The organism is Kitasatospora sp. NPDC040550 (assembly GCF_055594965.1).
This window is the reverse complement of sequence record NZ_JBVIWC010000012.1, coordinates 222,932-245,520: the sequence shown is the minus strand read 5'-3', so window position 1 is coordinate 245,520 and position 22,589 is coordinate 222,932. Positions and strand designations below refer to the sequence as shown.

At 72.1% G+C, this 22,589-nt stretch carries 27 protein-coding genes; 20 read left to right on the top strand and 7 right to left on the bottom strand.

The genetic code is table 11. The features are described 5' to 3' along the window. Positions 1-121 precede the first annotated feature (121 nt). Positions 122-1,168, top strand: coding sequence for an ATP-grasp domain-containing protein (locus tag ACZ58X_RS20080; protein ID WP_470334954.1), 1,047 nt, complete (start codon positions 122-124; stop codon positions 1,166-1,168). A 35-nt stretch (positions 1,169-1,203) separates the two neighbouring features. On the opposite strand, the gene ACZ58X_RS20075 is transcribed toward ACZ58X_RS20080, so the two are convergent. The 3 genes from ACZ58X_RS20075 to ACZ58X_RS20065 form a co-directional block, all read right to left on the bottom strand. After that, entirely contained in the window at positions 1,204-1,746 is a 543-nt protein-coding gene (locus ACZ58X_RS20075) for a methylated-DNA--[protein]-cysteine S-methyltransferase (protein ID WP_470334953.1), read from the bottom strand. Between the two features lie 146 nt (positions 1,747-1,892). Next, entirely contained in the window at positions 1,893-2,126 is a 234-nt protein-coding gene (locus tag ACZ58X_RS20070) for a hypothetical protein (RefSeq protein ID WP_380526246.1), read from the bottom strand. A gap of 184 nt (positions 2,127-2,310) precedes the next feature. Further along, positions 2,311-3,606 (bottom strand): MFS transporter, encoded by a 1,296-nt coding sequence (locus ACZ58X_RS20065; protein WP_470334952.1) that lies wholly within the window; start codon positions 3,604-3,606, stop codon positions 2,311-2,313. A 202-nt stretch (positions 3,607-3,808) separates the two neighbouring features. Between ACZ58X_RS20065 and ACZ58X_RS20060 the strand changes: the two genes are divergently transcribed. Further along, a complete protein-coding gene (locus ACZ58X_RS20060) occupies positions 3,809-4,681 on the top strand; it encodes a hypothetical protein (protein WP_470334951.1) in 873 nt (290 codons plus the stop codon). Between the two features lie 20 nt (positions 4,682-4,701). On the opposite strand, the gene ACZ58X_RS20055 is transcribed toward ACZ58X_RS20060, so the two are convergent. From ACZ58X_RS20055 to ACZ58X_RS20045, 3 genes are read right to left on the bottom strand one after another with little or no spacing between them, the layout of a single operon-like run. After that, positions 4,702-5,520 carry a protein kinase domain-containing protein gene (locus ACZ58X_RS20055; protein WP_470334950.1) on the bottom strand — a complete coding sequence of 273 codons (819 nt, stop codon included), beginning with the start codon at positions 5,518-5,520 and terminating at the stop codon, positions 4,702-4,704. Further along, positions 5,517-7,328, bottom strand: coding sequence for an ABC transporter ATP-binding protein (locus ACZ58X_RS20050; protein WP_470334949.1), 1,812 nt, complete (start codon positions 7,326-7,328; stop codon positions 5,517-5,519). Before ACZ58X_RS20050 ends, ACZ58X_RS20055 begins: the two co-directional genes overlap by 4 nt. 60 nt (positions 7,329-7,388) lie before the next feature. Next, positions 7,389-7,526, bottom strand: coding sequence for a hypothetical protein (locus ACZ58X_RS20045; protein ID WP_470334948.1), 138 nt, complete (start codon positions 7,524-7,526; stop codon positions 7,389-7,391). A gap of 381 nt (positions 7,527-7,907) precedes the next feature. On the opposite strand from ACZ58X_RS20045, the gene ACZ58X_RS20040 reads away from it, so the two are divergent. The 8 genes from ACZ58X_RS20040 to ACZ58X_RS20005 all read left to right on the top strand — a co-directional run bounded on the left by ACZ58X_RS20040 (position 7,908) and on the right by ACZ58X_RS20005 (position 16,464). Then, positions 7,908-8,369 carry a hypothetical protein gene (locus tag ACZ58X_RS20040; RefSeq protein ID WP_470334947.1) on the top strand — a complete coding sequence of 154 codons (462 nt, stop codon included), beginning with the start codon at positions 7,908-7,910 and terminating at the stop codon, positions 8,367-8,369. Positions 8,370-8,442: 73 nt separating this feature from the next. Continuing rightward, positions 8,443-9,174 (top strand): class F sortase, encoded by a 732-nt coding sequence (locus tag ACZ58X_RS20035; RefSeq protein WP_470334946.1) that lies wholly within the window; start codon positions 8,443-8,445, stop codon positions 9,172-9,174. Positions 9,175-9,388: 214 nt separating this feature from the next. Then, positions 9,389-10,282 (top strand): hypothetical protein, encoded by an 894-nt coding sequence (locus ACZ58X_RS20030; protein ID WP_470334945.1) that lies wholly within the window; start codon positions 9,389-9,391, stop codon positions 10,280-10,282. Next, positions 10,279-11,040 (top strand): two-component system response regulator CseB, encoded by a 762-nt coding sequence (gene cseB / locus ACZ58X_RS20025; protein WP_470334944.1) that lies wholly within the window; start codon positions 10,279-10,281, stop codon positions 11,038-11,040. The genes ACZ58X_RS20030 and cseB overlap by 4 nt, the downstream gene beginning before the upstream one ends. Continuing rightward, positions 11,037-12,335, top strand: coding sequence for a sensor histidine kinase (locus ACZ58X_RS20020; RefSeq protein ID WP_470334943.1), 1,299 nt, complete (start codon positions 11,037-11,039; stop codon positions 12,333-12,335). Before cseB ends, ACZ58X_RS20020 begins: the two co-directional genes overlap by 4 nt. 446 nt (positions 12,336-12,781) lie before the next feature. Then, the gene (locus ACZ58X_RS20015; RefSeq protein WP_470334942.1) at positions 12,782-14,089 is read left to right on the top strand and encodes a DNA cytosine methyltransferase; all 1,308 of its coding nucleotides are present in this window, start codon (positions 12,782-12,784) and stop codon (positions 14,087-14,089) included. Then, on the top strand, positions 14,076-15,005 hold the full coding sequence (locus ACZ58X_RS20010; protein ID WP_470334941.1) for a hypothetical protein: 930 nt from the start codon (positions 14,076-14,078) through the stop codon (positions 15,003-15,005). Before ACZ58X_RS20015 ends, ACZ58X_RS20010 begins: the two co-directional genes overlap by 14 nt. 514 nt (positions 15,006-15,519) lie before the next feature. After that, positions 15,520-16,464 carry a nuclease-related domain-containing protein gene (locus ACZ58X_RS20005; protein WP_470334940.1) on the top strand — a complete coding sequence of 315 codons (945 nt, stop codon included), beginning with the start codon at positions 15,520-15,522 and terminating at the stop codon, positions 16,462-16,464. Between the two features lies 1 nt (position 16,465). On the opposite strand, the gene ACZ58X_RS20000 is transcribed toward ACZ58X_RS20005, so the two are convergent. Then, the gene (locus tag ACZ58X_RS20000; RefSeq protein ID WP_470334969.1) at positions 16,466-16,945 is read right to left on the bottom strand and encodes an NUDIX hydrolase; all 480 of its coding nucleotides are present in this window, start codon (positions 16,943-16,945) and stop codon (positions 16,466-16,468) included. An 18-nt stretch (positions 16,946-16,963) separates the two neighbouring features. On the opposite strand from ACZ58X_RS20000, the gene ACZ58X_RS19995 reads away from it, so the two are divergent. The 10 genes from ACZ58X_RS19995 (at position 16,964) to ACZ58X_RS19950 (ending at position 22,570) form a co-directional block, all read left to right on the top strand. After that, on the top strand, positions 16,964-17,743 hold the full coding sequence (locus ACZ58X_RS19995) for a GntR family transcriptional regulator (protein WP_470334939.1): 780 nt from the start codon (positions 16,964-16,966) through the stop codon (positions 17,741-17,743). 177 nt (positions 17,744-17,920) lie between these two features. Then, positions 17,921-18,274, top strand: coding sequence for an SCO3933 family regulatory protein (locus ACZ58X_RS19990; protein ID WP_391551174.1), 354 nt, complete (start codon positions 17,921-17,923; stop codon positions 18,272-18,274). 5 nt (positions 18,275-18,279) lie between these two features. Beyond that, positions 18,280-19,674 carry an FtsK/SpoIIIE domain-containing protein gene (locus tag ACZ58X_RS19985; RefSeq protein ID WP_470334938.1) on the top strand — a complete coding sequence of 465 codons (1,395 nt, stop codon included), beginning with the start codon at positions 18,280-18,282 and terminating at the stop codon, positions 19,672-19,674. A 77-nt stretch (positions 19,675-19,751) separates the two neighbouring features. Beyond that, complete coding sequence (locus ACZ58X_RS19980) at positions 19,752-19,961, top strand: hypothetical protein (protein ID WP_470334937.1); 210 nt, start codon at positions 19,752-19,754, stop codon at positions 19,959-19,961. Positions 19,962-19,966: 5 nt separating this feature from the next. Beyond that, positions 19,967-20,140, top strand: a complete 174-nt coding sequence (locus ACZ58X_RS19975) for a hypothetical protein (protein WP_470334936.1) — start codon at positions 19,967-19,969, stop codon at positions 20,138-20,140. A gap of 67 nt (positions 20,141-20,207) precedes the next feature. Continuing rightward, positions 20,208-20,420: a hypothetical protein gene (locus ACZ58X_RS19970; RefSeq protein ID WP_470334935.1), complete on the top strand. Its 213-nt coding sequence runs from the start codon at positions 20,208-20,210 to the stop codon at positions 20,418-20,420. Between the two features lie 11 nt (positions 20,421-20,431). After that, positions 20,432-21,172, top strand: coding sequence for a DUF2637 domain-containing protein (locus tag ACZ58X_RS19965; RefSeq protein WP_470334934.1), 741 nt, complete (start codon positions 20,432-20,434; stop codon positions 21,170-21,172). A 12-nt stretch (positions 21,173-21,184) separates the two neighbouring features. Next, on the top strand, positions 21,185-21,379 hold the full coding sequence (locus tag ACZ58X_RS19960) for a hypothetical protein (RefSeq protein WP_470334933.1): 195 nt from the start codon (positions 21,185-21,187) through the stop codon (positions 21,377-21,379). 23 nt (positions 21,380-21,402) lie between these two features. After that, a complete protein-coding gene (locus tag ACZ58X_RS19955) occupies positions 21,403-21,933 on the top strand; it encodes a DUF6197 family protein (protein WP_470334932.1) in 531 nt (176 codons plus the stop codon). Positions 21,934-22,021: 88 nt separating this feature from the next. After that, complete coding sequence (locus tag ACZ58X_RS19950; RefSeq protein ID WP_470334931.1) at positions 22,022-22,570, top strand: GGDEF domain-containing protein; 549 nt, start codon at positions 22,022-22,024, stop codon at positions 22,568-22,570. The last annotated feature ends 19 nt before the right edge of the window (positions 22,571-22,589 follow it).

The following is a 22,589-nucleotide window of genomic DNA, read 5'->3' as shown; positions in this document are numbered from 1 at the left end:
ACCGCCCCGTCCGCGCCGCCCCTTGACAGATCCGGTGCGCGCCCACCCTGCCGTTCGAAGCCGTCGAACGGACCGCTAGGGTGCCCTGACCCTTCGTCAACTACGGTCCGGGAGGCGTCGCATGAACTCACCCGTACGGGTCTGGCTGAACCGCACCTACTCCGACAACGTCCACTTCATCGAGCAACTGCGCGCCGCAGGACGCCCCGTGGTCGTCCACGCGACCCACGCCGACCCGGACTCCCCCGTGCTCGCCGCCGCCGACCACGGCACCCCGGAACCCGCCGACCTGCCCGCCGACGCCTACGTCGGCTACGCGCTCGACTACTGCGCCCGGCACTCCGTCGACGTCTTCCTCCCCCGACTGCACCAGCTCGCCGTCGCCCTGGCCCGACCGGAGTTCGAGGCCCTCGGCACCACCCTGCTCTGCCCGCCCGCCACCGCGGTCGCCGCCTTCGCCGGCAAGGCGGACGGCTACGCCGCGATCGCCGCCGCCGGACTGCCCACCCCGCCCTGGTGGCGGGTCCGCACCCCGGACGAGCTGCTGGCCGCCGTCGAGCGGATCGAGGGCGACGGGCACACCGCCTGCCTCAAGCCCACCACCGGCGCGGGCGGCGCCGGCTTCCGGGTCCTCACCCGGAAGCCGTACGACCCGGCCCGGCTGACCGGCTGGGACCACCGGGTGCAGGTCGACCAGGTGGCCGCCGCACTCGCCGCCCCCGCCGCCGGGGGCGAGCCGCTCGACCTGCTGGTGATGCCGTACCTGGACGGGCCCGAGGTCTCGGTGGACTGCCTGGCCGACCGGGACGGCCGCCCGCTCACCGCGGTCGGACGGACCAAGGACGGCCGCCGCCGGGGCTTCACCACCGACGAGCGCTACCTGGAGCCGGTGCGGCAGCTGGTCGCGGCGAGCGGGATGGCGTACCTGAGCAACGTCCAGTTCCGTGAGTGGCAGGGGCGGCCGGTGGTCATCGACGTCAACACCCGCCCGGCCGCCGGGCTGTACCAACTGGGGCTGTGCGGGCTCAACCTGGCCTGGGACGCGGTGCGGCTGGCGCTCGGGGAGCGGGTCGAGGCCGGTGGGCCGCCGGAGGTGGCGGGGATCGAGTACACCCTGGTGTCGGGGATCCAGCCGGTGCTGCCGCGGCGGGTACCGGTGGGGTCATAGGGCCCGTACGCCGGCCCGTACGCCCCAAGGTGCGGTTAGAACGGGCCGTTCCAGTCCAGCGTCGGCTCCAGCACGCCCTCCAGGGTGAGCAGCCAGCGCTTCACGTCGATCCCGACCCGGCCGCCGCCGAACCCGCCGATGCCGTCCGCCGCCACCACCCGGTGGCAGGGCACGAGCAGCGGGACCGGGTTGGCGGCCATCATCTGCCCGACCGTCCGGGCGGCCAGGCCGGGCTCGGTGACGTCCTCGAACACCCCGCTGCGGGCGGCCAGTTCGCCGTAGGTGATGGTCTGCCCGTACGGCACCTGCTCCCAGAGCGTCCGCAGCACGGCGCGGTGCGGCCCGGAGCTGAGGCTCCAGTCGATCGGCAGGCCCAACTCGCGGGTGCGGCCCGTCAGGTAGGCGCCGATCCGCTCGGTCACGGCGGCGATCTTCGACGGGTCGGTGCACGGCGGCACCTCGCCGTCCCGCCCGCCGTAACCGGCCGCCGCCACGCCCAGCGGCGTCACCGCGATGTGCATCGGGCCGCTGGGCAGCGGGGTGGGCACGGTCAGCCAGGACAACGACGACTGCGGCACGCTCGGGCCCCCACCCTCCACCGGGTCGGACGGCGGGCGTACCGGCGTCCGAGGGGCTGGTCCACCCCGTTCGCCATCGTACGGCGGAGCGGCGGGGCGGCCGGCGGGACGCTGGAAGGCGGGGTACCGGAAGGGGGCGGCCCCGGTCAGTGCTGCCCCTTGAGCTCCGCGGACAGCGCCCGCGCCCAGTGCGACAGTTCGGCGCGGTCCGGCGCCCGGCCCTCGCACAGCACGGCGAGCTGCGCTTCGTTGATCCGGTTCGGTCCCGGGATCTCCAGCAGGTAGGCGAGTTCGGCCAGTACGGTGGCCAGCCGCTCGGCGTCCGTGTGGTCCAGGACGGCCGCGGCCTGGTGGTGGCCGATGGTGAGCGAACCGGGCATGGTCAACCTCCTCCGTGACCCCCGCCCCTCCACCGTACGACCGACCCGGCCACCCCGCCCGCCGCGGAGGCACGCACGCGTGGGCGGAGCGACCGGCGGCACTCCGGGGCCGGCCGGTCACGGTGCGCGGTGGGCCGCACCGGTGGTGGCCGGGGGTGCGCCCCGGAGCCGTCCGAGGGGTGGGTCAGCTGCCCGGGCCCTCCTCCCAACGTCGATTCCGTACGGCCGGTACGGCCAACACTACGGCCCCGGCGGCCACTTGCCAGACCGCTCCGAGCAACAACACGTCACCGGCGCCGAACCGGGCCGCCAGCGGGCCGGCCGCCGCCAGCCCCAACGGGCCGAGGACGAAGGCGCCCAGCGCCCCGAAGGAGGTCAGCCGGCCCAGCAGTTCGGCCGGCACCCAGCGCTGGGTGGTGGTGCTGAACAGCGTTCCGCAGACCGCCGAACCGGCCCCCGCCACCAGCGCACCCGCGACCACCCAGGGCAGGGCCGCCCCCGCCGCCAGCGCCGCGGAGGGCAGCGCCCAGACCAGGCCGGCCACGGTCGCCACCACGAGCGGACGCCCCGGGCGGCGGCCGAGCATCAGCAGCCCGCCCAGCACCGCGCCGGCCCCGTACACGCCCATCACCAGGCCCCAGGCCCGGGCACCGCCCAGCTCCCGCTGCGCGGTGAGCGGGCCGAGCACCAGGAACGGGGCCCAGACCAGCAGGTTGAACAGGCCCATCTGCGCGGTGGTGATCCACAGCCACGGGCGGGCGGTGAACTCCGACCAGCCGGAGCGCAGTTCCCGCAGCATCGACCCCCCGCCGTCCGCCGGCGCCCGCCCGGGCAGCCGGAGGCCGGCCAGCGCCAGGGCCCCGACGCCGTACGTCAGCGCGTCGATCAGCAGCACCGCGGCCGGGCCCCGGATCGCCGTGACCAGCCCGGCCAATGCGGGCCCGGCCACCGTGGACACCGAACGCGACAGCCCCAGCAGGGTGTTGCCGTCCGCCAGCAACTCCTCGCGGCGCACCAGATCCGGCAGGATCGCGCCGAACGCCGGCATGAACAGCCCCTCGCCGATCCCCCACACCGCCACCAGCACGACCATCGCCCCGACCGGCGCGTGCCCGGCCGCCAGCAGCGCGGCGAACAGCGCCTGGACGAGGCCGCGCAGGACGTCCGTGCCCAGCATCAGCCGGCGGCTGCCCAGCCGGTCGACGACCACCCCGCCGACCAGCAGGACCAGCACCACCGGGAGGATCCGGGCGGCCATCACCCAGCCGAGGTCGGTACCGCTGCCGCCGCCGCTGCCGCCGCCACCGGTGCCGTCGCCGTCGAGCACCGCGAAGGCGACCGCGACCGGCGCCATCGAGGAGCCGAGGAGGGAGGTCGTGTACCCGATGAAGAAGCGGGTGAATTCGCGCTCGCGCAGCACGGCGAGCCGGTCTCCCAGCCGCCGGGGGCGGGCCGGGATCCGTTCGGTTTCCACTGCCATGGGCAGTCAGTCTGCGCGCGCCGGGAAGCCGGGTTCAAGGGTTTCCCGGGGAAAGTTGAGCCTTTTCGCATCAATCTCGGGAAGAGCTGATGCTGCCGCAGTAAATCAGCCTCCTTATGGGCGCTGAACTGCGATTTACTGCGGATCACCGATATTCTGGGGAGTGCTGGCAATCGGTCGTTTACTGCGGAAGAAGGCGGGCGTGACGGAGCTCCCCCCGGTCGAGTACGGCCTCGCCGTCGAGCGCTACCTGGCCGCCTCCCGGCTCGCCGAGGGCTCCCGGCGGATCTACCGGATCGCGCTGAACACCTGGGCCTGGGCGCTCGCCGACCGGCCCGCCCCCACCGGCCCCGAACGGCGGCGCGCCCGCCCGCCCGTCCTGCCGCTCGCCCTGCTCGACCACCCGGACGCCCCCGCACGGCTGCACGCCGCCGTCGCCCGCCGCGCCGCCGCCACCGACCCGCGCACGCTCAACCGCGAACTCTCCACCCTGCGCGCGGCCGTGGCCTGGTGGCGCGCCCAGGGCTGGATCGACGGCGACCCGAGCACCGCCCTGCGCCCCGGCCCGCTGCCCGCCGAGCCCGTGGAGGCCGGGGGCGGGGGCGGAGCCGGGGGCGGGGGCGGAGCCGGGGGCGGGGGCGGAGGCGCCCCCTTGGGCGAGGACCAGCTGCGCGCCCTGTTCGCCCGCCGGGCGCCGCTGCGCGAGCAGACGCTCTGGCACCTGCTGCACGAGTCCGGCGCCGCCATCGACACCGTCCTGGCCCTGGACACCGACCAGTTGGACCTTCCCGGCCGCCGCACCCGCCCCCGCTCCGACCGCCCCGGGCTCCGCTGGGGCGCCGGCACCGCCCGGCTGCTCCCGCTGCTGGTCGCCGGCCGCGCCGGCGGCCCGCTCTTCCTCACCGACCGCCGTGCCCCGGCCGGCACCCCCGCCGCCGACCGCTGCCCGCACACCGGCCGCGCCCGGCTCTCCTACCGTCGCGCGGCCGAACTCTTCACCGCCCACACCCGGCCGCTGTCCGCACCACCCGGCGCCGGCTGGACATTGCGGCAGCTGCGGTCCGGGAGCCGCTAGCCGCACTCCCGCACCTTCGACTACCTCTCCGGTGGCAGCACGGCGCGGCGGCCCTGTGGGAGCAAGTCGTCCAGCGCCGCCGACAGTTGGGCCGGGGACGGCCGGGCGGACGGGTCGAGCCGGAGGCAGGCGTCGACCGCCCCGGCGAGCGGGCCGGGCAGTCGGCGGCGCCGGGAGACCGGCGGTGGCGGGGTCAACGGCTCGCCGTCGAAGGGGAGTTCGCCGGTGGCGGCCTCGTACAGGGTGATCCCGATGCCCCAGACGTCGGTGGCCGCCGTGAGGTCACCGCCCAGGAGCTGTTCGGGGGCGAGGTAGCCGTCCGTACCGGCCCCCGGACGGCCCGGGCCGGGCGGGCGGGCGATGCTGAGGTCGAGCACCTTGGCGCGGCGGCAGTCGATCACCACGTTGGCGGGCTTGAGGTCGAGGTGCAGCAGGCTCCGGCCGTGCAGGTAGCGCACCGCCGAGCAGAGCTGCAGGCCGAGCAGCGTGAGGTCGGTGGCGGCCGGGCGGCGTGCGCTGCGGTCCAGCAGGTGGGCGAGGGTCTCGCCGCTGAGCGTCTCCAGCACCGCGTACGGCTGCGGGCGTTCACCGGTGCCGTAGCCGCGCACCAGGTGCGGGTGGGTGAACTCGGTCAGCCAGCGGCCCTCCCGGAGCAGGCGCTCGCGCAGTTCGCGGTCGCGGCGGCGGTCGGGCCGGAGCACCTTGACGACGCAGCGGCAGTCGCGCTCCTCGCTCCAGGCGTCGTAGACGTCCAGCCAGCCGGTGCGGCAGAGGTGGGCGAGCACCCGGTAGCCGCGGGCGATCGGTGTCCCGGCGGGCAGCGGCTCGCGGGGGCTCACCGCGCGGCCTCCGTCGGGGTCGCGGCCCGGGCGAGCCGGGCGTAGTCGTCGTCGTGGGCGAGCAGTTGGCGGTGGCTGCCGGCGGCCACCACGCGGCCTTCGCGCAGCAGGACGATCCGGTCGGCGTCCCGTACGGTCAGCAGGTTGTGCGAGATGATGATCGTCGTCCGGCCGTTCATCAGCCGCCCCAGCGGTTCCAGGATCCGCCGCCCCGACTCGGGGTCGAGACCGGTGGTCGGTTCGTCGAGCAGCAGGACGGGCGCGTCCCGCACCATCGCCCGGGCGATCGCGATCCGCTGGCGCTGGCCGCCGGACAGCAGTCGCCCGTGCTGGCCCACCACCGTGTCGTAGCCGTCCGGCAGCCGGCTGACGAACTCGTGGGCGTCGGCGGCCCGGGCGGCCGCCGTGATCTGGGCGTCGGTGGCGCCCGGCCGGCCGTAGGCGATGTTCTCCCGGACGGTGCCGTGGATGACCAGGGTCTCCTGCCACAGCACCGCGACCTGCTCGCGCAGGTCGGTCAGCGCCAGGTCGCGCAGGTCGGCGCCGTCCAGCCGGACGGCGCCGCGCTCCGGGTCGTAGAAGCGCAGCAGCAGTTTGGCGACCGTCGACTTGCCCGCCCCGCTCGCCCCGACCAGGGCCACCGTCTCGCCCGGCTCGGCGCGGAGCGAGAGCTCGCACAGCGCCGCGCGGGCCGCGCCCGGGTAGCGGAACCACACCCGGTCGAAGGCCACCGCCCCGCGCACCCGGGCGGCGCGCAGCGGGCGCGGCGGATCGGCCACCTGCGGTCGCTGGTCGAGGAGTTCGATGATCCGCTCGGCGGCGGCCGAGGCCGAGAAGAAGCCGTTGCTGAGCCGCCCGATGCCCTGGATCGGGCTGTAGAGGCGGCTCAACAGAGCAACGAAGACGAGGAGTTCACCGAGGGTGAGCCGGCCGTGGACCAACTCCCAGGCGCCCAGCCCGAGCACGATCAGCGCGCCGACCAGCTCCAGCAGCTCCACGATCGGCGCGAACAGGGCGCGCAGCCGGGTCGCCGCCATGGTCGCCCGGAACCGCGCCAGGTTCTCCCGCAGGAACCGGTCCTGCTCCCAGTCCTGCCGGTTGTACGCCTGCACCAGCGCGATGTTGCCCAGGGTCTCCTCCGCGAGGGCGCTGACCGAACCACTGCGGCGGCGCCGCTCCCGGGACGCGTCCTTCACCCTCGTCGAGAACCGCCGGGCGGTGAGCCAGAACAGCGGCGCGACCACCAGCGCGGTCAGCGCGAGGTCCCAGCGCAGGTAGAACAGCACCCCCAGGAAGACGGCCAGCTCGGCGACGTACGCGACCGCGTCCAGGACGCCCGAGAGCAGGAAGGTCTCGACCGCCTCGACGTCCGAGGTCAGCCGCGACAGCACGTCACCGAGCCGCCGCCGCTCGAAGAAGCCCAGCGAGAGGCCCTGCAGGTGCCGGAACACGTCCGCCCGCAGGGCCAGCAGGAAGCGCTCGCTGACCCAGGTGGAGAGCGTCTGGTCCGCGAAGTCCAGCGCCCCCGCCAGCACGGTCAGCCCGGCGTAACCGAGCGCGACCGGCAGGAACAGCCCGAACCTGCGCGGCACCAGCACGTCGTCGACCACGACCTTGAACAGCCAGACCATGGCCGCGTCGACCACCGGGCCGAACAGGACGACCACTACCAGCAGGGTCAGCCAGCGCCGTCCCCCTCGGGTGTAGGGCCAGAACCTTCGGAAGGTCCGCCGCAGCGAGACGGCCGGCGCCGGGGCGACGACCGGATCGGTCCGGCCGTCGCCGTCACCGGTGTCGACGGCCGTCAACCGCCGCAGTGACCACACTCGTTCGTCCTGACCAGGGGACCGGAAGCGGTCCGTCGGTCATCAGTGCCCGTGCTTGTTCTTGCGGCCGTGACGACGACCGCGACTGGTCGTGTTGTTGGTGTTCCGGTCCTCCTTGTCGTGCTCGCGGTCCTTGCGGGACTGCCGCATCGCCGGCAGGAGGTTGGCGAGGATGCTCATCACTGCCACCTTTCTCTCGGTTGCGCCCCCACACCGGGAGGTACGGATCCCCGGGCGGGGATGCTCAGCGGTGTTCGCGGCGGGCCCGGTTCGGTCTATCGACGGCCCCGGCTCCGCGTACGGGGGCGGGCCCGGTTCGGTCTATTGACGGGCCCGGCTCGACGTACGTCACGGGGCCGTTCCGGCCGCCCCGGGGACCGTTACGCAGCCGATGGGCGACCGTGACGCGGCCGGGCGGGGACCGCGACACGGCCCTCCTACCGTCACTGGCAACGCACCGGCCGTACGAGCACCACGGACCGCGCCGCCCGGTGCGCCGCTGGCGAGAACCGCGGTCTCGCCACTGACGCGTCCACCAGAGCCACGAAGGAGACCCCCGCCATGAGCAGGAGCCGTACCGACCGTTCGCCCGCCCGCCGTCTGCTGGCCGTCTGCGCACTGACCGGCGCCGCACTGGTGACCGTCGTCACCGGCGGACAGGCCTGGGCCGACGGCACCCCGCAGCCGGCCCCCGCCAAGCCGAGCGCCGCCCCCTCCGACAGCGCGCCGGGCGGTGCGGCCGTCGGCGGAGTCCGCCCGAGCGCCGCCCCCGCCAAGCCCGGCCAGCCGGCGGCGCCCGAGGGCGCCGCCCCGTCGGTCGCCACCGCCACCCCGTCGCACGGCCCGGTCGGCTCCCAGCCGCAGGTCCGCGAGGTGCCGAAGGGCGCCGCCCAGGCCGGTGACGGCTCGGGCGCGACCGACGGCAACGGCCTGATGCTGGTCGGTGGCGGTGCCGTCGCCGCCGTCGGCGCCGGTGCGCTGGGCTTCGCCGTCCTGCGCCGCCGTTCCGGTGCGCGTGGCTGACACCCGTCCCGGGTCCGCCGGGCACCCCGGCGCCCTTCCCCCGCACCCGGCCGGGCGGGGAAGCGGCGCCGGGGTGCCCCCGGCCGCGGGGACCGACCGGCGGGGCGGCCGTGGTCGTGGTCGGCGGCGGGCCGCCCCGCCCGGCCCGAGCCTGCTGCGGCGGAGCGTCTTCGGTACGGCCGGCCTGCTCTGCATCGCCCTCGGCAGCACCCTCGCCCTGTCCGGGCGCGACACCCCGGTGGTGCGGATCGAGACCTCCGGCCACACCCCGGCGGCCACCGCACCCACCGCACCCACCGCACCCACCGCCGGCGCACCCGCCCCGGTCGGCGCGCCGACCGCCGGTGACCAGCGCCTCGCCCCCTCGCCACCGAACCGCCTGCTGATCCCCTCGATCGGCGTGGACGCCCCGGTGACCGACCTCGGCCTGAACTCCGACGGCACCGTCCAGGTGCCCTCGGCCGACCACGCCGACCAGGTCGGCTGGTACCGCAACGGCCCCACCCCGGGCGAGGCCGGGCCCGCCGTCCTGATCGGCCACCTCGACACGAAGAACGGCCCGGCGGTGTTCAAGCGCCTGCCGGAGCTCCACGTGGGCGACCGGATCGGGATCCGGCGGGCGGACGGCCACACCGTGGACTTCACCGTCCGCAGCCTGCTCCAGGCCGCCAAGGACCACTTCCCCACCGACACCGTCTACGGCGACACCCCCGGGCCCACGCTCCGGCTGATCACCTGCGGCGGACGGATCGGCCCGGACGGGCACTGGACGGACAACATCATCGTGCTGGCCGACCCGGCCTGACCGGGCCGGGAGCGGGAGCGGGACCGGGACCGGGAGCGGGAGCGGTAGAACTGCGGGACGACCACGGGGAGCGACGAACCGACCCCACGGCCCACCGCGTCCCACTCCGGGACCGCGCCGCCCGGCGCCCTCACGCCGGGACACCCGACCGCGACCCCGACACCCGACCGTGACCCCGACGCCAGACCGCGACCGAGGAGGACGAGCACCGACCGTGGCAGCACCGACCGTGGCAGCACCGACCGTGGCAGCACCCACCCCGCTCCGCCGCCGCCCCGGCGCCGTCCCCGCGGCCGCCCTCGCCGTCCTCGCCGCCCTGACCGCCCTCGGGGTCCTGGCCTACGGCCGCCCCGCCCCCGGCGGCCTGCGGGACGACGGCCCGCACCCGGCCGTGGCCCCGCCCTCCCCGTCCGCGGTGGCCAAGCCGCTCTGGCCCGACCTGGCCACCGCGCCGCCGCCGCCCACGTCCTCGACCGACTCCACCCCCCAGGCCCCGCCGCAGCCCGTACCCGACCTGACCGTGCCCGGGCGCGACCTCACCGCCGTCGACGTCCGCGCCCTGCTCGCCAAGGACCCGGCGGTGAGCGCCGAGGAGCGCCGCGCGCTCGACCCCTGCACCGGGTGCGAGGTGCGGACCCCCGAGTTCCGCGACCTCACCGGGGACGGCCGGCCCGAGCTGATCACCGCCGTCGCCACCCCCGGGGCCCTCGTGCTGCACGTCTACACGCTCGCCGACGACCGGGTCGTACCGATCCTGCGGGCCCAGGTCCAGCAGATGTCCAGCGCTGCGACCGTCGACTCCGACCTCTGGCTGTACGAGCCGACCACCTACACCACCCGCACCAGCAGCCACTACCACTGGGACGGGCACCGGCTCGCCCTGGTCGAGCGGCGGGTGGACGGCGTCGGCCTGCTCCCGCCCGCCGACCCGGGCGCCGAGCCGGCCCCCGCCGGCGGCTCGGACCGCGTCCCCGTGCCCGTCCCCGGCCCGGTGCGCCCTTCCTCGGCACCGAAGCAGCCCCCGGCCGCCGGGGTCGCGCCCCCGGCCACCGCCCGACCCACCTCCCAGCCGTCCGGCCCCGCCGTCGTCCCGGAAGCGAAGCGATGACCACCGCAGCCGCCCCCGCCCCGCCGCACATCCTGCTCGTCGAGGACGACGAGGTGATCCGGGAGGCCACCAGGATGGCCCTGGAGCGCTACGGCTTCCCGGTGACCACCGCCGCCGACGGACTGGAGGGGCTGGAGGCCTTCCACGCCGTCCGCCCCGACCTGCTCCTGCTGGACGTCATGCTGCCGCTGCTCGACGGGGTCGGCCTCTGCCGCCGGATCCGGGAGGAGAGCCAGCTGCCGATCCTGATGATGTCGGCCCGCACCGACCCGGTCGACGTGGTGTCCGGCCTGGAGGCGGGCGCGGACGACTACGTGGTGAAGCCGTTCGAGAGCGCCGTCCTGGTGGCCCGGATCCGTACGGTGCTGCGGCGCGTCCGGGTCGCCCCGGCCGTCGAACCCGGCCCGGCCGCCGCCGTCGCCCCTGCCCCCGAGGTCCTCGACGACCCCGTCGCGCCCTCCGCCGCCTCCCTCCGCACCGTCGACGGGCTGCAGGTGGACACCGACAGCATGGAGGTACGGGTCGACGGCCGCCTCGTCCCGCTCACCCCCACCGAACTGCGGCTGCTGCTGGAGTTCACCGCGGCGCCCGGCATCGTGCTGGAGCGCTCCGCGCTGCTGGAGCGCGTCTGGGACTACGAGTGGGGCGCCGACACCCGGGTGGTGGACGTCCACGTGCAGCGCCTGCGCGCCAAGATCGGCTCCGGCCGGATCGAGACCGTCCGCGGCTTCGGCTACAAGCTGCGGCGCCCGGCATGACCTTGCGCGACCTGGCCCTGCGCGACCTGGCCCGACGCAAGTTGACCCTGCACCGGCTGCCCCTTCGCCGACTGGCCCTGCGACGCATGACCCTGCGCCGGCAGATCGCCACCGCCGTCGCCACCATCTCCGTCCTGGTCGCGGTCACCGTCGGCCTGCTGGTCCACCAGGCGATGATCCGTCAGCACGTCGACCAGGCCCGCACCGCGGCCGTCACCGCCCTCGGCTCCGCACTGACCGACTACGGCCGCGGCACCCCAGGCCCCGGCGCCGCCGTCGACGACCCGGCCCTGCCCGCCCGACTGCGCGAGCTCGCCGCCGCCGGCCGACAGGGCTCGCTGCTCGCCGCCGACCGGCAGGGCGAGTCGATGTGGGCGGCGGGCCCGGTCCAGGGTGGGGTGCTCTCCGTCCGGGTGGACTTCACCCAGGACCGCCGGGCGATCGCCGACCTGGACCGGATCATCCTGATCACCGTGGTCGCCGCGGTGTTCACCACCGTGCTGGCCGGCGTGCTCGTCGCCGACCGGATCAGCCGCCGCCTGCGCACCGCCGCCACCGCCGCCCGCGGCATCGCGGCCGGCGGCACCGACACCCGGATCGGCGAACTCGTCGACGGCAAGGACGAGGTCGCCGACCTCGCCGCCGCCGTCGACCTGATGTCCCGCACCCTGCACCGCCGCCTCGCCGACGAGCAGCGCTTCACCGCCGACGTCGCCCACGAACTGCGCACCCCGCTCACCGGCCTGGTCACCGCCGCCGAACTGCTGCCGCCGGGCCGCCCCACCCAACTGGTGCAGAACCGGGTCCAGGCCCTGCGCGCCCTGGTCGAGGACCTCCTGGAGGTCTCCCGCCTGGACGCCGACGTCGAATCCCCCGACCTCTCCGCCGTCCCGCTGGAACGCGCCGTCCGCCGCACCGTCACCCTCACCGGGCTCGACGTCACCGTCGGGCTCACCGCCGGCACCGCCGACCAGCAGGTCCGCACCGACCTGCGCCGCCTCGACCGCATCCTCGGCAACCTGCTGATCAACGCCCACCGCCACGGCGCCGGCCCGGTCGAACTCCACGTCGACGGCCGCCGCATCACCGTCCGCGACCACGGCCCCGGCTACCCCGACGACCTCCTCCACCACGGCCCCCAGCGCTTCCGCACCAACGCCCCGGAACGCGGCCGCGGCCACGGCCTCGGCCTCACCATCGCCACCGGCCACACCCGCGTCATCGGCGCGACCCTCACCTTCACCAACCACCCCACCGGCGGCGCCGTCGCCACCCTCACCCTCCCCACCGACTGACCCGCCCCCACCGGCGGCGCCGTCGCCACCCTCACCCTCCCCACCGACTGACCCGCCCCCACCAACACCGAAGGGCCGGCCCACCCGGACCGGCCCTTCCCACGCTCCCGCTACTGAGCCCCCTGTCGGGTTCGAACCGACGACCCCCGCTTTACAAGGACAGTCGTTCGACACCCCGCGTGACCTGCGGCTCGGCCACCCTGCCGGTTCCCCGGCCTTCGCGCCGCCGGTGCCCGCGATTCACCGCCACGTACCGCCCGACCTGGCACGCCTGTGGCACGGTCGTCACTTCTTGAGCGGCTGGCCCTTCGCCAGGCGGCCCCGCTGACAACCCTGAGACCCCAAACCTTGATCCAAAGGGTCGACGTCCCCGCCTTCCCACCCACCCAACGCGGTCCTTGCCATACCATGGCACACCGCACCGCATCTCTGGAGGACTCAAGCAGTTGGCCACGACACATCAGACCTTCATCTCGCTCTTCTCTGGCGCGGGAGGCCTGGATCTGGGGCTCGAAACCTCTGGTTGGCGCCCACTTGCTCAGGTGGAGTGCGACGCAGACGCCGTCGGTACTCTGCGCCTTGCGGCACAGCGGCGGAAGCGGCTCTCCAGCGAAGCCGCACAGGAAACCTTGATCATCCCGGCCAGGATCGAAGAGCAGTCTCCAGCAGAGCTGCGTAAGAAGCTGAAGCTTAGAAAGGGCCAGCTTCCACTGATTGCCGGAGGCCCTCCCTGCCAGCCCTTCACCACTCATGGCCTGCGCCAAGCGCTCACCGACCGACGAGCCGTCGAGGTGTGGCCAACGTATCTCCAATATGTCGATGAGTTTCAGCCCAAAGCTCTTCTGATCGAGAATGTCGATGGGCTCCTCTCCGCCGCACTGAAGCATCGGCCGCTGAAGATGCGAAATTCCGAGTCGGGGGATCTTTCGTTCGAAGAACGGAAGGGTTCATTTATCCATTGGCTGCTTCATGAGCTTGCCAATCGAGGGTACGCCACCACTTGGGGCCTTGCCGAAGCTGCGGATTACGGCACCCCTCAGATGCGCCAGCGGTCCATCATCATCGGCATCAAGGGGAATTCCCCCTGCTTCCTCCCGCCTCCGGAATTTGGACAGCCTGGCATGCCGTCCTATCGGACACTCAAAGACGCGCTTGCTGGACTTTCAGATTTGGGGGCCGTTCAGCCGCTGAGCGCACGGAAGACCGCCGTCTACTCCAAAATTCCCCCGGGCGGGAACTGGCGAGACCTCCCAAAGGAGCTGCAAGTCAGCACTATGGGAAAGGCATACGAGGCGACTGGCGGAAAAAGCGGATGGTGGCGTCGACTTTCCTGGGATTCGCCAACTCCTACAATCCTTGGAATGCCCGATCACTCATCGACCGCATTGATCCACCCCGATGAGATCCGCTGCCTATCCGTCAACGAGTGCGCTGCCGCACAAAGTTTTCCCCAAGAAACCCAGTTTCACGGGAACTCGCGGTCGCAGTATCAGCAGATCGGCAATGCCGTCCCACCACTGCTTGGCGCCGCCTTGGGTCGCCATATCTCCAAGTTCCTTCGAACGCGAAAAGACACCACACCAACCCCGCCGCCCTGGCGCAAGAGCTCTGCCAATCGGCGGATCGGAACGCATGGCTGGGTCATTCCGTCCCAGCCTGGCGCGCATGAATTTACTCTCAATGTAAAGGTCAGGCCAGACCACGTCTGGTCCTCTCTCCCCAATAAGGGAACCGATGGAGATGCGCTCTTCTGAGGCCGAAATTGTGGCCAATGTTCGGAAAATCAGTGGAATTAACGCAGATAGCGGGGGGCCGAACAACGAGCGCATACTTGCTGGCGTCAAGGGATTTGCACGCCAGTTTAATTACTGGTACATCCGCGTAATCGGCCAGGCGGTTCCAAACTACAGGCGCCTAATCATTGGCCGGATCAACCCTTTTGTGCGTCGAGTTGAATTTGGCGGGCTTGACGTCAATCAGTGCAGCGAGCGCCTCGTGGAAGACTACGCTCGCAGAAATTTCGTGACCGCCGGCGGGTGGGCTCTTGAAACAATGGCAATTGATGCCAGTCCGGTTGCACAGAAGTCAGCTACGGCGGGCATAGATGCGCAGAGAGTCGATCCCGCTACCGGCGACTATCACCTGTACGCCTTCAAAAGCGGCACAGTGACTAGAAACTCCGATATCATCGCGTCAATTAAGCAGCATGGGCGCAAGGCGGAGAAGCTAATCAAGCAAAACCGCTCCAACGGGAGCGTGCACCTAAATTACTCAATCCTGTCAGGGAAGACTGATTCAAGCTTCGAGGATGGCGTCAGCCGGCCGTCGTCCGCGGAGACCTGGTCGCAGATGTTCAACCTCCCGCAGGACGAAGCCCTTGAGCTTGCGCTTGCCATTGCCAATGAAGCTGGCAAGCTAGTCCAGCACGATGCTTCGGTGCACCTGAATGCTCTTTGCACTTTGGTTTCCACCTATCTCGAATCGAAGCAGGCACCCGGTGCAATGGACTGGGAGTTCATCTCTCGCAGAACTATGCAGACAAAGAGCACATGGAAGGCGGAAGACGCCTCGCGCCACGCTCTCGCGCAGGCTGCTCTCGCCAAAACCAATTACATTCCATATGCCGATAAGGACGCCCATGAAACCGGGGGCCTGGTAGTCGAGGCGTGATTTAGCCGATCGCCCAGGGCGGTGGAGCGGTTTTGGCCGGTGTCCTGCCTGGTTTGGGGTCGAGCATGATCGGGGGGCCGTAAGCTGTTGCGACTCGGTCAGGGCTTTTGGGCCTGACCGCAATTTGGCCGAGTGGCCCCCCGTTCTTGCTCGACTCGGGTCCCGAGCCTGGGAGGTGGGTAAAACCGTGGAGCCGCCCGCCCTCAGCCCCGGCGGGCTCTAACCTCGGCATCCCTCCCGGCCGCACGCTCGACGTGCGCGGCCGGCCGCCGCCGAAGCGGGGCGTAGACAGGAGCGACGGCGAGCGGCAGGGCCGCGCACTGGCGCGCTGTGCGCGCCCTTGAACCAGTAGCGAAACTCGTAACAACGACCCTCACCATAACTCGACCAGCTCTCTCCCAACCCCCTCCGGGGCTGTGGCTGAACTTGCCCGCCTGGCTGACTCTCCGCGTTCCTGCTGATCGCTACGTGGGCATGCTGGCCTTGGTCAGGGAGGGTGTGCGAAGGGGGACGCGTGACGGAGCTGGTGGTCAAGCCCTGGCGTGTGCCGAGGAAGGAACGGCTCTACGTCAACAAGGCTGGTCCCCGTGGCGAATCGGTGGCCTGGCTGGACTGCAAGACTGGCGTAGTCACGGTCGAAATCCCCGAGTTCGAGAACTCCGCTCTGGCCAAGATCGAGGAGTGGTGTCGATCGTCCGGCAACCACGTACCTCCGCGTACCGTTCAGCGCCGAGGCGAGAGGCGGCCACCGGCGAAGACGGCCCCTGCTTCGGTACCGCAACCTCGGGCGGAGGTCCCGTTCCTTCCTCCGATGCGCGAGGAGGATGACCTCGCTCGGAACCTTCCCGGCGCAGGACTGGAGAGCCTGGTGCGTGAAGGCGAAGAGAGGTACGGGCTACTCGTCCGGCTCGCTGCCAAGGTGTCCCGTCAGCGCCTCGGTGATTCGAGCACGCTTCGCGGCCTGGAGGGCGAGCAGATCGTCGGAGCCCGGCTGGAGCCGCTGAAAGCCGCTGGCTGGAAGGTCCTGCACGGGATTCCGCTGCCGTCAGGGGCCGACATCGACCACGTGGTGGTCGGCCCGCCAGGCGTCTTCACGATCAACTCGAAGCACCACCCGGGCGCCACGGTCTGGGTCGGCGACAAGATGGTGAAGATCAACCGAAACAGCTTCCCGTACCTGGAGAACTCGGAGTTCGAGGCGAGCCGTACCGCCAAGCTGCTCACCGAGTGGTGCGGCTTCGAGGTCCCCGTTCATCCAGTCATTGCCGTTGTCGGCGCCCAGAAGATCACGCTCGGTGCGGAGCCCGGAGTGACGGTCGTCAATGGTGAGCAGATCGCGTCGGCTCTGCCCTCCCGGCCGGTAGTGCTGTCCCCGAACAGGGTGGACCGGGTCTTCACCATCGCCCGCCACCGGTACGTCTGGAGCCAGCTAGGGAAGCGCGGCAAGAAGACCAGCTGACTCAGCTCGCCTGCGGCATGTCGATGAGCGTCCGGCCGTCGTGAGTCCGGACATGCGGAGCTGCGTCGCCCTGAACCGCGTCGAGCAGGCGGACGGCATAGACCTCGCCCATGCGGTCGGAGATCTCCTCTGGGGTGAGCCATGCAACGGCGGTCGATTCGTCGGACAGCTGTTCGCTGCCGCCTTCGGGGTGGCACCGGAACACCAGAGCAACGATGCCGCGGGTCACGTTCTTGTAGACCCCGGTGAGCCGTTCCACAGAGACCTTGATCCCGGTCTCCTCGTACACCTCACGGCGCACGCCGTCCTCGACGGTCTCCGAGAGTTCCAGCACTCCTCCGGGCGGCTCCCACGTGCCGTTGTCAGCCCGCCGAATCACGAGAATCCGGCCGTCCTCACGCACCACCGCCCCGGCCACGGACACGGAGTGGAGCGGCGTTGAAACTTGCCTTGCGGTGCTGGTACTCATGTACAGGAGAATAGGAGACCTTCCAACACCATGGCGAGTGGCGAGGCCGCATCGACGGCGAAGGCGAAGTACCAGCAGATCGCGGACGACTTGGCGTCGCAGATCCGGTCCGGGGTCCTGGCCCCCGGTGCGGCAATCCCCAGCGAAGCCGAACTCATGGAGCGCTACGGGGTGGCCTCCGGCACAGTCCGCAAGGCGGTCGCAGAGCTGCGGACAACGCAGCTGATCGAGACCCACCACGGCCGCGGCTCCTTCGTCCGCTCCCGACCCCCGGTGCAGCGCAAGTCATCGGACCGCTTCCGCCGAGCGCACCGGCTCGCCGGCAAGGCGGCGTACCTCGCCGAGACTGAGCAGTCCGGCGGCAAGCCCTCCGTGAACGTACTCTTCGTCGGACCGGTCGACGCCCCGGAAGAGATCGCCGAGCGGCTGAACGTGCCAGGGGGGTCGAAGGTGCTCGCCCGCAAGCGCCGCTACTTCCGCGACGGGACACCGACCGAGGAAGCCACCTCCTACCTGCCCTGGGACGTCGTGAAGGACATCCCGGAGATGTTCGCCGATAACCCTGGCGGCGGTGGCATCTACGCCCGCCTGGAGGAGCACGGCCACGCCTTGGCCGAGTTCACCGAGACCGTCCGGGCCCGGTTGGCCACCAAGGCGGAGACGGCCGCGCTGGCGCTGAGCCCCGGATCCCCGGTGATCCACCTCGTCCGAGACGCCGTCACCGATGCCGGCCGCGTGGTTGAGGTCTGCGAAACCGTGATGGCCGCTGACCAGTTCGTTCTGGACTATCGCTTCCCGGCTCGCGACTGACGCTAGCTCAACTCTCGCAACCCGTCGCAAGATTCTCGCGGCGGGTTGACTCATGTACAGGAGTCGGGCACTCTTCTATCCATCAACTCATGTACATGAGTGCATGAGAACACCTCCGTTAGAGGAGACGCACCGGGCTGCCTACTGTGCCCCGGTGCTCGATGAAGGAGCCAGAAGATGCGCTTCATCCCCGTCGACACGACCGCCGCGCTGGTGATGGTCGCCCAGGCGCCCCGTCCGAAGCTCAAGAACCGTCAGACCGGCGAGCCGGCCGTGGACGCCGAGACCGGCGCGATGCTGGTCACCCTGGACGTCACGTTCGTGGCCAACGGCGAGGCGGACATCCTGTCCCTGACGGTGCCGCAGCCGGGAGTCCCGGAGGGGCTCGCGCCGGGCATGCTGGTCACGCTCACCCGGCTGATCGCCCGGCCGTGGGAAAGTGAGTTCAACGGCCAGAAGCGCTCGGGCATCGCCTTCCGGGCCGACGCGGTGACGGTCTCCACCCCGGTCCTCGCCAGCACGAACGCCTGATCGCCATGGACGCCCTGACCACGACGCTCCTGGAGCTGGGTGCACCCGCTGCGATTCTCGGCTCCGGCGCCCTCTACGCCAAGGCCAAGATGCCCCGGACCTACTGGGCCACGGTCGGTCTCCCGCTGGCCATCCACCGCATCCGGCACGACTACACGGCCGTCATGGAAGCCTGCGGGCTGACCGTGGAGCCCTCGTTCTGGCGCGCTATGGCCTCCTCCGCCACCAACCAGCCGGCCAAGCCCTCGACACCGACGATCCGCAGCATGAAGGCGAGTTCGACCGGCCTTCGGGTCCGGCTCCGGCTCGCCCGCGGCCAGCAGACCGAGGACATGGTCAATGCCGCCGAACGTCTGCGGCACGCCTGGGAGGTTCACGCGGTGCACGTCTCGGAGGTCAAGCCCGGGGTGGTGGACCTGCGGATAGTGGGCTTCGACGTGCTGCGCAACGTGCGGATGCCGCGCCGGGCCACGGCCAAGTCCGGTGAGCTGCTGCGGGTTCCGGTCGCACTGCGGGCCGATGGCACCGTTCACCGCCGGGACTACCGGCAGGCGCCCAACGGGCTGAACCTCGGCGCCAACCAGTCCGGCAAGTCGATGTTCACTCGGAACCTGATCCACGGGCTCGCCCCTCAGCCGGTCGCCCTGGTCGGGATCGACTGCAAGCGCGGTGTCGAACAGCGCCCGTTCGCCCCGCGGCTCTCCGCTCTGGCCACCGACCAGGGTGAGGCGCTCGGGCTGCTGCTCGCACTGCTGGTCGAGATGGACGACCGGTACGACCTCATCCGTGACCACCAGGGTGTTCCCGGGTCGGTGCCGGCCGAGGACGTGACCGCCGACATCTGGGGCCTGCCGGAGAAGGTCCGGCCGGTGCCGATCGTCGTCCTGGTGGACGAGATCGCCGAACTCTTCCTGGTAGCCAGCAAGGCCGATGAGGAGCGACGGAACCAGATCGTCACGGCACTCATCCGGCTCGCCCAACTCGCCCGCGCCGCAGGCATCTTCCTGGAGATCGCGGGCCAGCGCTTCGGCTCGGAACTGGGCAAGGGTGCGACCCTGCTCCGCTCCCAGCTCACCGGTCGCACCGTCCACCGGGTCAACGACCTGGAGACCGCGAAGATGGGGCTCGGGGATGTCTCCGACGCCGCTGTCGTCGCCGCTACGAAGATCAGCCCGGACATGCCCGGCCTGGCTGTCGCCGGCGACACCTCCGGCCTCTGGTCCGAGATCCGCACGCCGTTCCGCTCGCTCGCCGAAGTCGCTGAGCGCTGCGCCGAGTTCGCGCACCTGACGCCCGACCTGGACCGTCTGGCGGCCTTCCGCCCGCAGGTCGTCACCCCCGCGGACATCCCGCCGAGCCCCGCGACGCCGGACCTGATCCCGGTCTCGCTCGGGAAGTAGCAGCACCCCACCCCACGGCCGGTGCGACCGCTTCGCGCCAAGTCCCTACCCCACCACGCCCTGACCCAAGGAGATCCATGTCCCGCAAGCCGTCCATCTCCGAGATCGGTGCCTTCCTCGGCCACCTCAAGGCGACCCGCGACAGCAAGGCCGACACGGGCCCGCTGCTCGCCGAGAAGGCCGACCTGTTGGAGCGCATCGCCGAGGCCAACCCGGACGACCGCGACGCCGCCCAGCTCGCCCGTGAGGCCCGCGCCGCCGCCGACCGCGCCCAGCGCAACGGGTGACCCCGGTGGCCACCCGCACGCGCACCGCGCCGCCGAAGCTCGCGCCCTGTGAGCCCTGCAAGGGCACCGGCCAGATCACCGAGACCGTCTACGCCGGCCGCGGCGCTCGCCGCCACCGGATCGCCGATCAAGAGGCCACCTGCCTGGACTGCCTCGGTTCCGGTACCGCCCCCGCGTAACGCCCACCGCCGGCCCGGGCGGCAAGCCCACCGTGCCCCGCCCGGCCGCACCCCCCAGGAGACAGCAATGCAGCAGGACACCTACCACTGCGTCCTCACGATCCAGCGGACCACGAGCAGCGGGACCGCCAGCGCCACCTTCGCGGACACCATCACGCCGAAGCCCGGCACGACCCGCGCCGACATCTTCGACCTCGCGATCAACCACCTGACCCAGCGCCGTCCGGAGCTGACCGGCGGCACGGTCCTCTTCTTCGCCCTCGACAAGAACCAGCTCTGACAGGGCACGCCATGCGCCGACTCCCCAAGCTGGACGCGGTACTCGCCCAGGCGGTGATCGCCGCCGCTCTCTCCTTCGCCCACCTGCACGACCTCGCCGCGGCCGCCGGACAGGCCGGATGGAAGTCCTGGGCCTACCCGGTGTCCGTCGACCTGTTGCTCGTCGCAGCCTGGCGCCGGATGCGCTCCGGCACCGCACGCCGGCTCGCCTGGTGCTGGTTCGTCATCGCCCTGGCCGCATCCCTCGGCGCCAACGTCGGCACCGCCGGACTCCTCGACCTCGGCAACGCCCCGGCCTGGCTCCGCGTCCTGGTCGCCGGCTGGCCCGCCGCCGCCTTCCTCGGCGGAACCCTGCTCGCGCACTCGACCACCGCACACGCCGAAGAAACCCCGGTCGTGGAACCCGAGCCGGACGCCACCGAGGACGCCCAGCCGCTCTACGTCCCGGCCCCCGAACCGATCACCGAACCGGTCATCGAGCCCGCGCCCGTCGAACCGCCCGCGGCTGTCCCGGCGATCGAACCGGCCCCCATCCCCGTCCCCGCTCCGGCCGCCGTACCGGCCACGGCCCACGTTCCGGCCCCGGCCGCCGCGCCGACCCCGACCGTCCCGGGCTTCCTGCTCGACCACGCCCGCAAGGTCGCCGACGACCACCGCACCCGCACCGGCAACCCGATCGACGCCGCCACCCTCCGCGCCCGACTCGGAGTCCAAGACCCGCTCGCCTCGGCCCTCATCGCCGAACTCGCCTGAAAGGCCCGTCTGGTGACCATCCAGCTGCCGTTCATCGTCATCCTCGCGATCGCCGCCTGGCTCATCGTCCGGCACCTCCGACTGCGCTGGTGGGCCGTCGCCGCGCTCATCCTCCTCGGCTTCTACCTCGCCGACACCTCCGCCGCCCCGCTGATCGACAACACCACCCGCGACGGCGTGTCCGTCGTCAACAAGACCAACAAGTAGCAAGCCAGAAAGGAGAGTTGACCATGCCGACCACCGTCCGCCTGCCGCCCCTGGTCACCGTCGACGGCTCCGGCCTCGTCGCCGAGATCGAGGCCTACTTGGCCTCACTGCCCGCCCCGGCCCGCATCCCGGTCCTGTACGTCTCGCCGCTCGGCTCCACCCTCCAGCCCTGGAACGCCGGCTACCCGGTGCCCCGGCTCACGCTCCTCGACCGGATCACCCACCGCCCGGCCCGCCCGGCCCCGGTGAGCGCCGCCGGCCACCTGCGGCTCACCTCCCGCTACATCGACGCCTTCGGCTGGCTCCAAGGCGCCATGTGGGACTCCGCCGGCCGCGTCTGCCTCCTCGGCGCCCAGGCCGCCGTCCTCGCCCACGGCTACGGCACCCCCGGCACCGTCACCACCGCCCGCGTCCAGCTCATGGAGATCCTGCACGCCACCGGCCGCCCCGTCCGCTCCCCGGACGAGTACAACGACCGCCCCACCACCCGCCAGGCCGACATCCACCAGCTGCTCGACCGGGCCGCCGCCCGCGCCCAGCGCCTCGGCCTCTGACCTCCCCGGGGACGGCCAACACGCCGCCAGCATCCCGCCGCCCCGGAGATCGCAACCCCACCCCATCCGCCCATCACGGAGGACCACCATGGATCTCCCCACGGCCTTCGCCGCCGCTGTGCCGCTGATCGGCTGGACCACCCACGCGACCTGGCTGAACCGGCGCCTCGCCACCAGCCGCCGTGACCCGCTCACCGGGCTCCACACCCGCGACGGCTTCACCGCCCGTGCCCACCAGCTGACCCAACGCCGTCCGGACCGCGCCTCGGTGCTGCTGATCGACCTGGACGACTTCAAGGCCACCAACGACACCTACGGCCACGCCGCCGGCGACGCCGTGCTCACCTCGACCGCCGACCGCCTGTCCGCCTGGTGCGGCCGTACCGGCATCGCCGCCCGCCTCGGCGGGGACGAGTTCGCCGTCGTCGCCCTGGACGCCCCCAGGCGCCTGCCCGAACTCCGCACGGCGCTCAACCAGCCGGTCCCGTACGCCGGCCTCACGCTCCCGGCCTCCGCCTCGGTGGGCATCTGCCCCGTCGCCGAGCTGCCAGTCGTCTCGCTCACGGACGCGCTCAGCTCCGCCGACCGGGACATGTACGCGCACAAGCGCGACGGCCGCACGACCCGCCGCCGCTGACTCCATGTTGTGTGCGGCC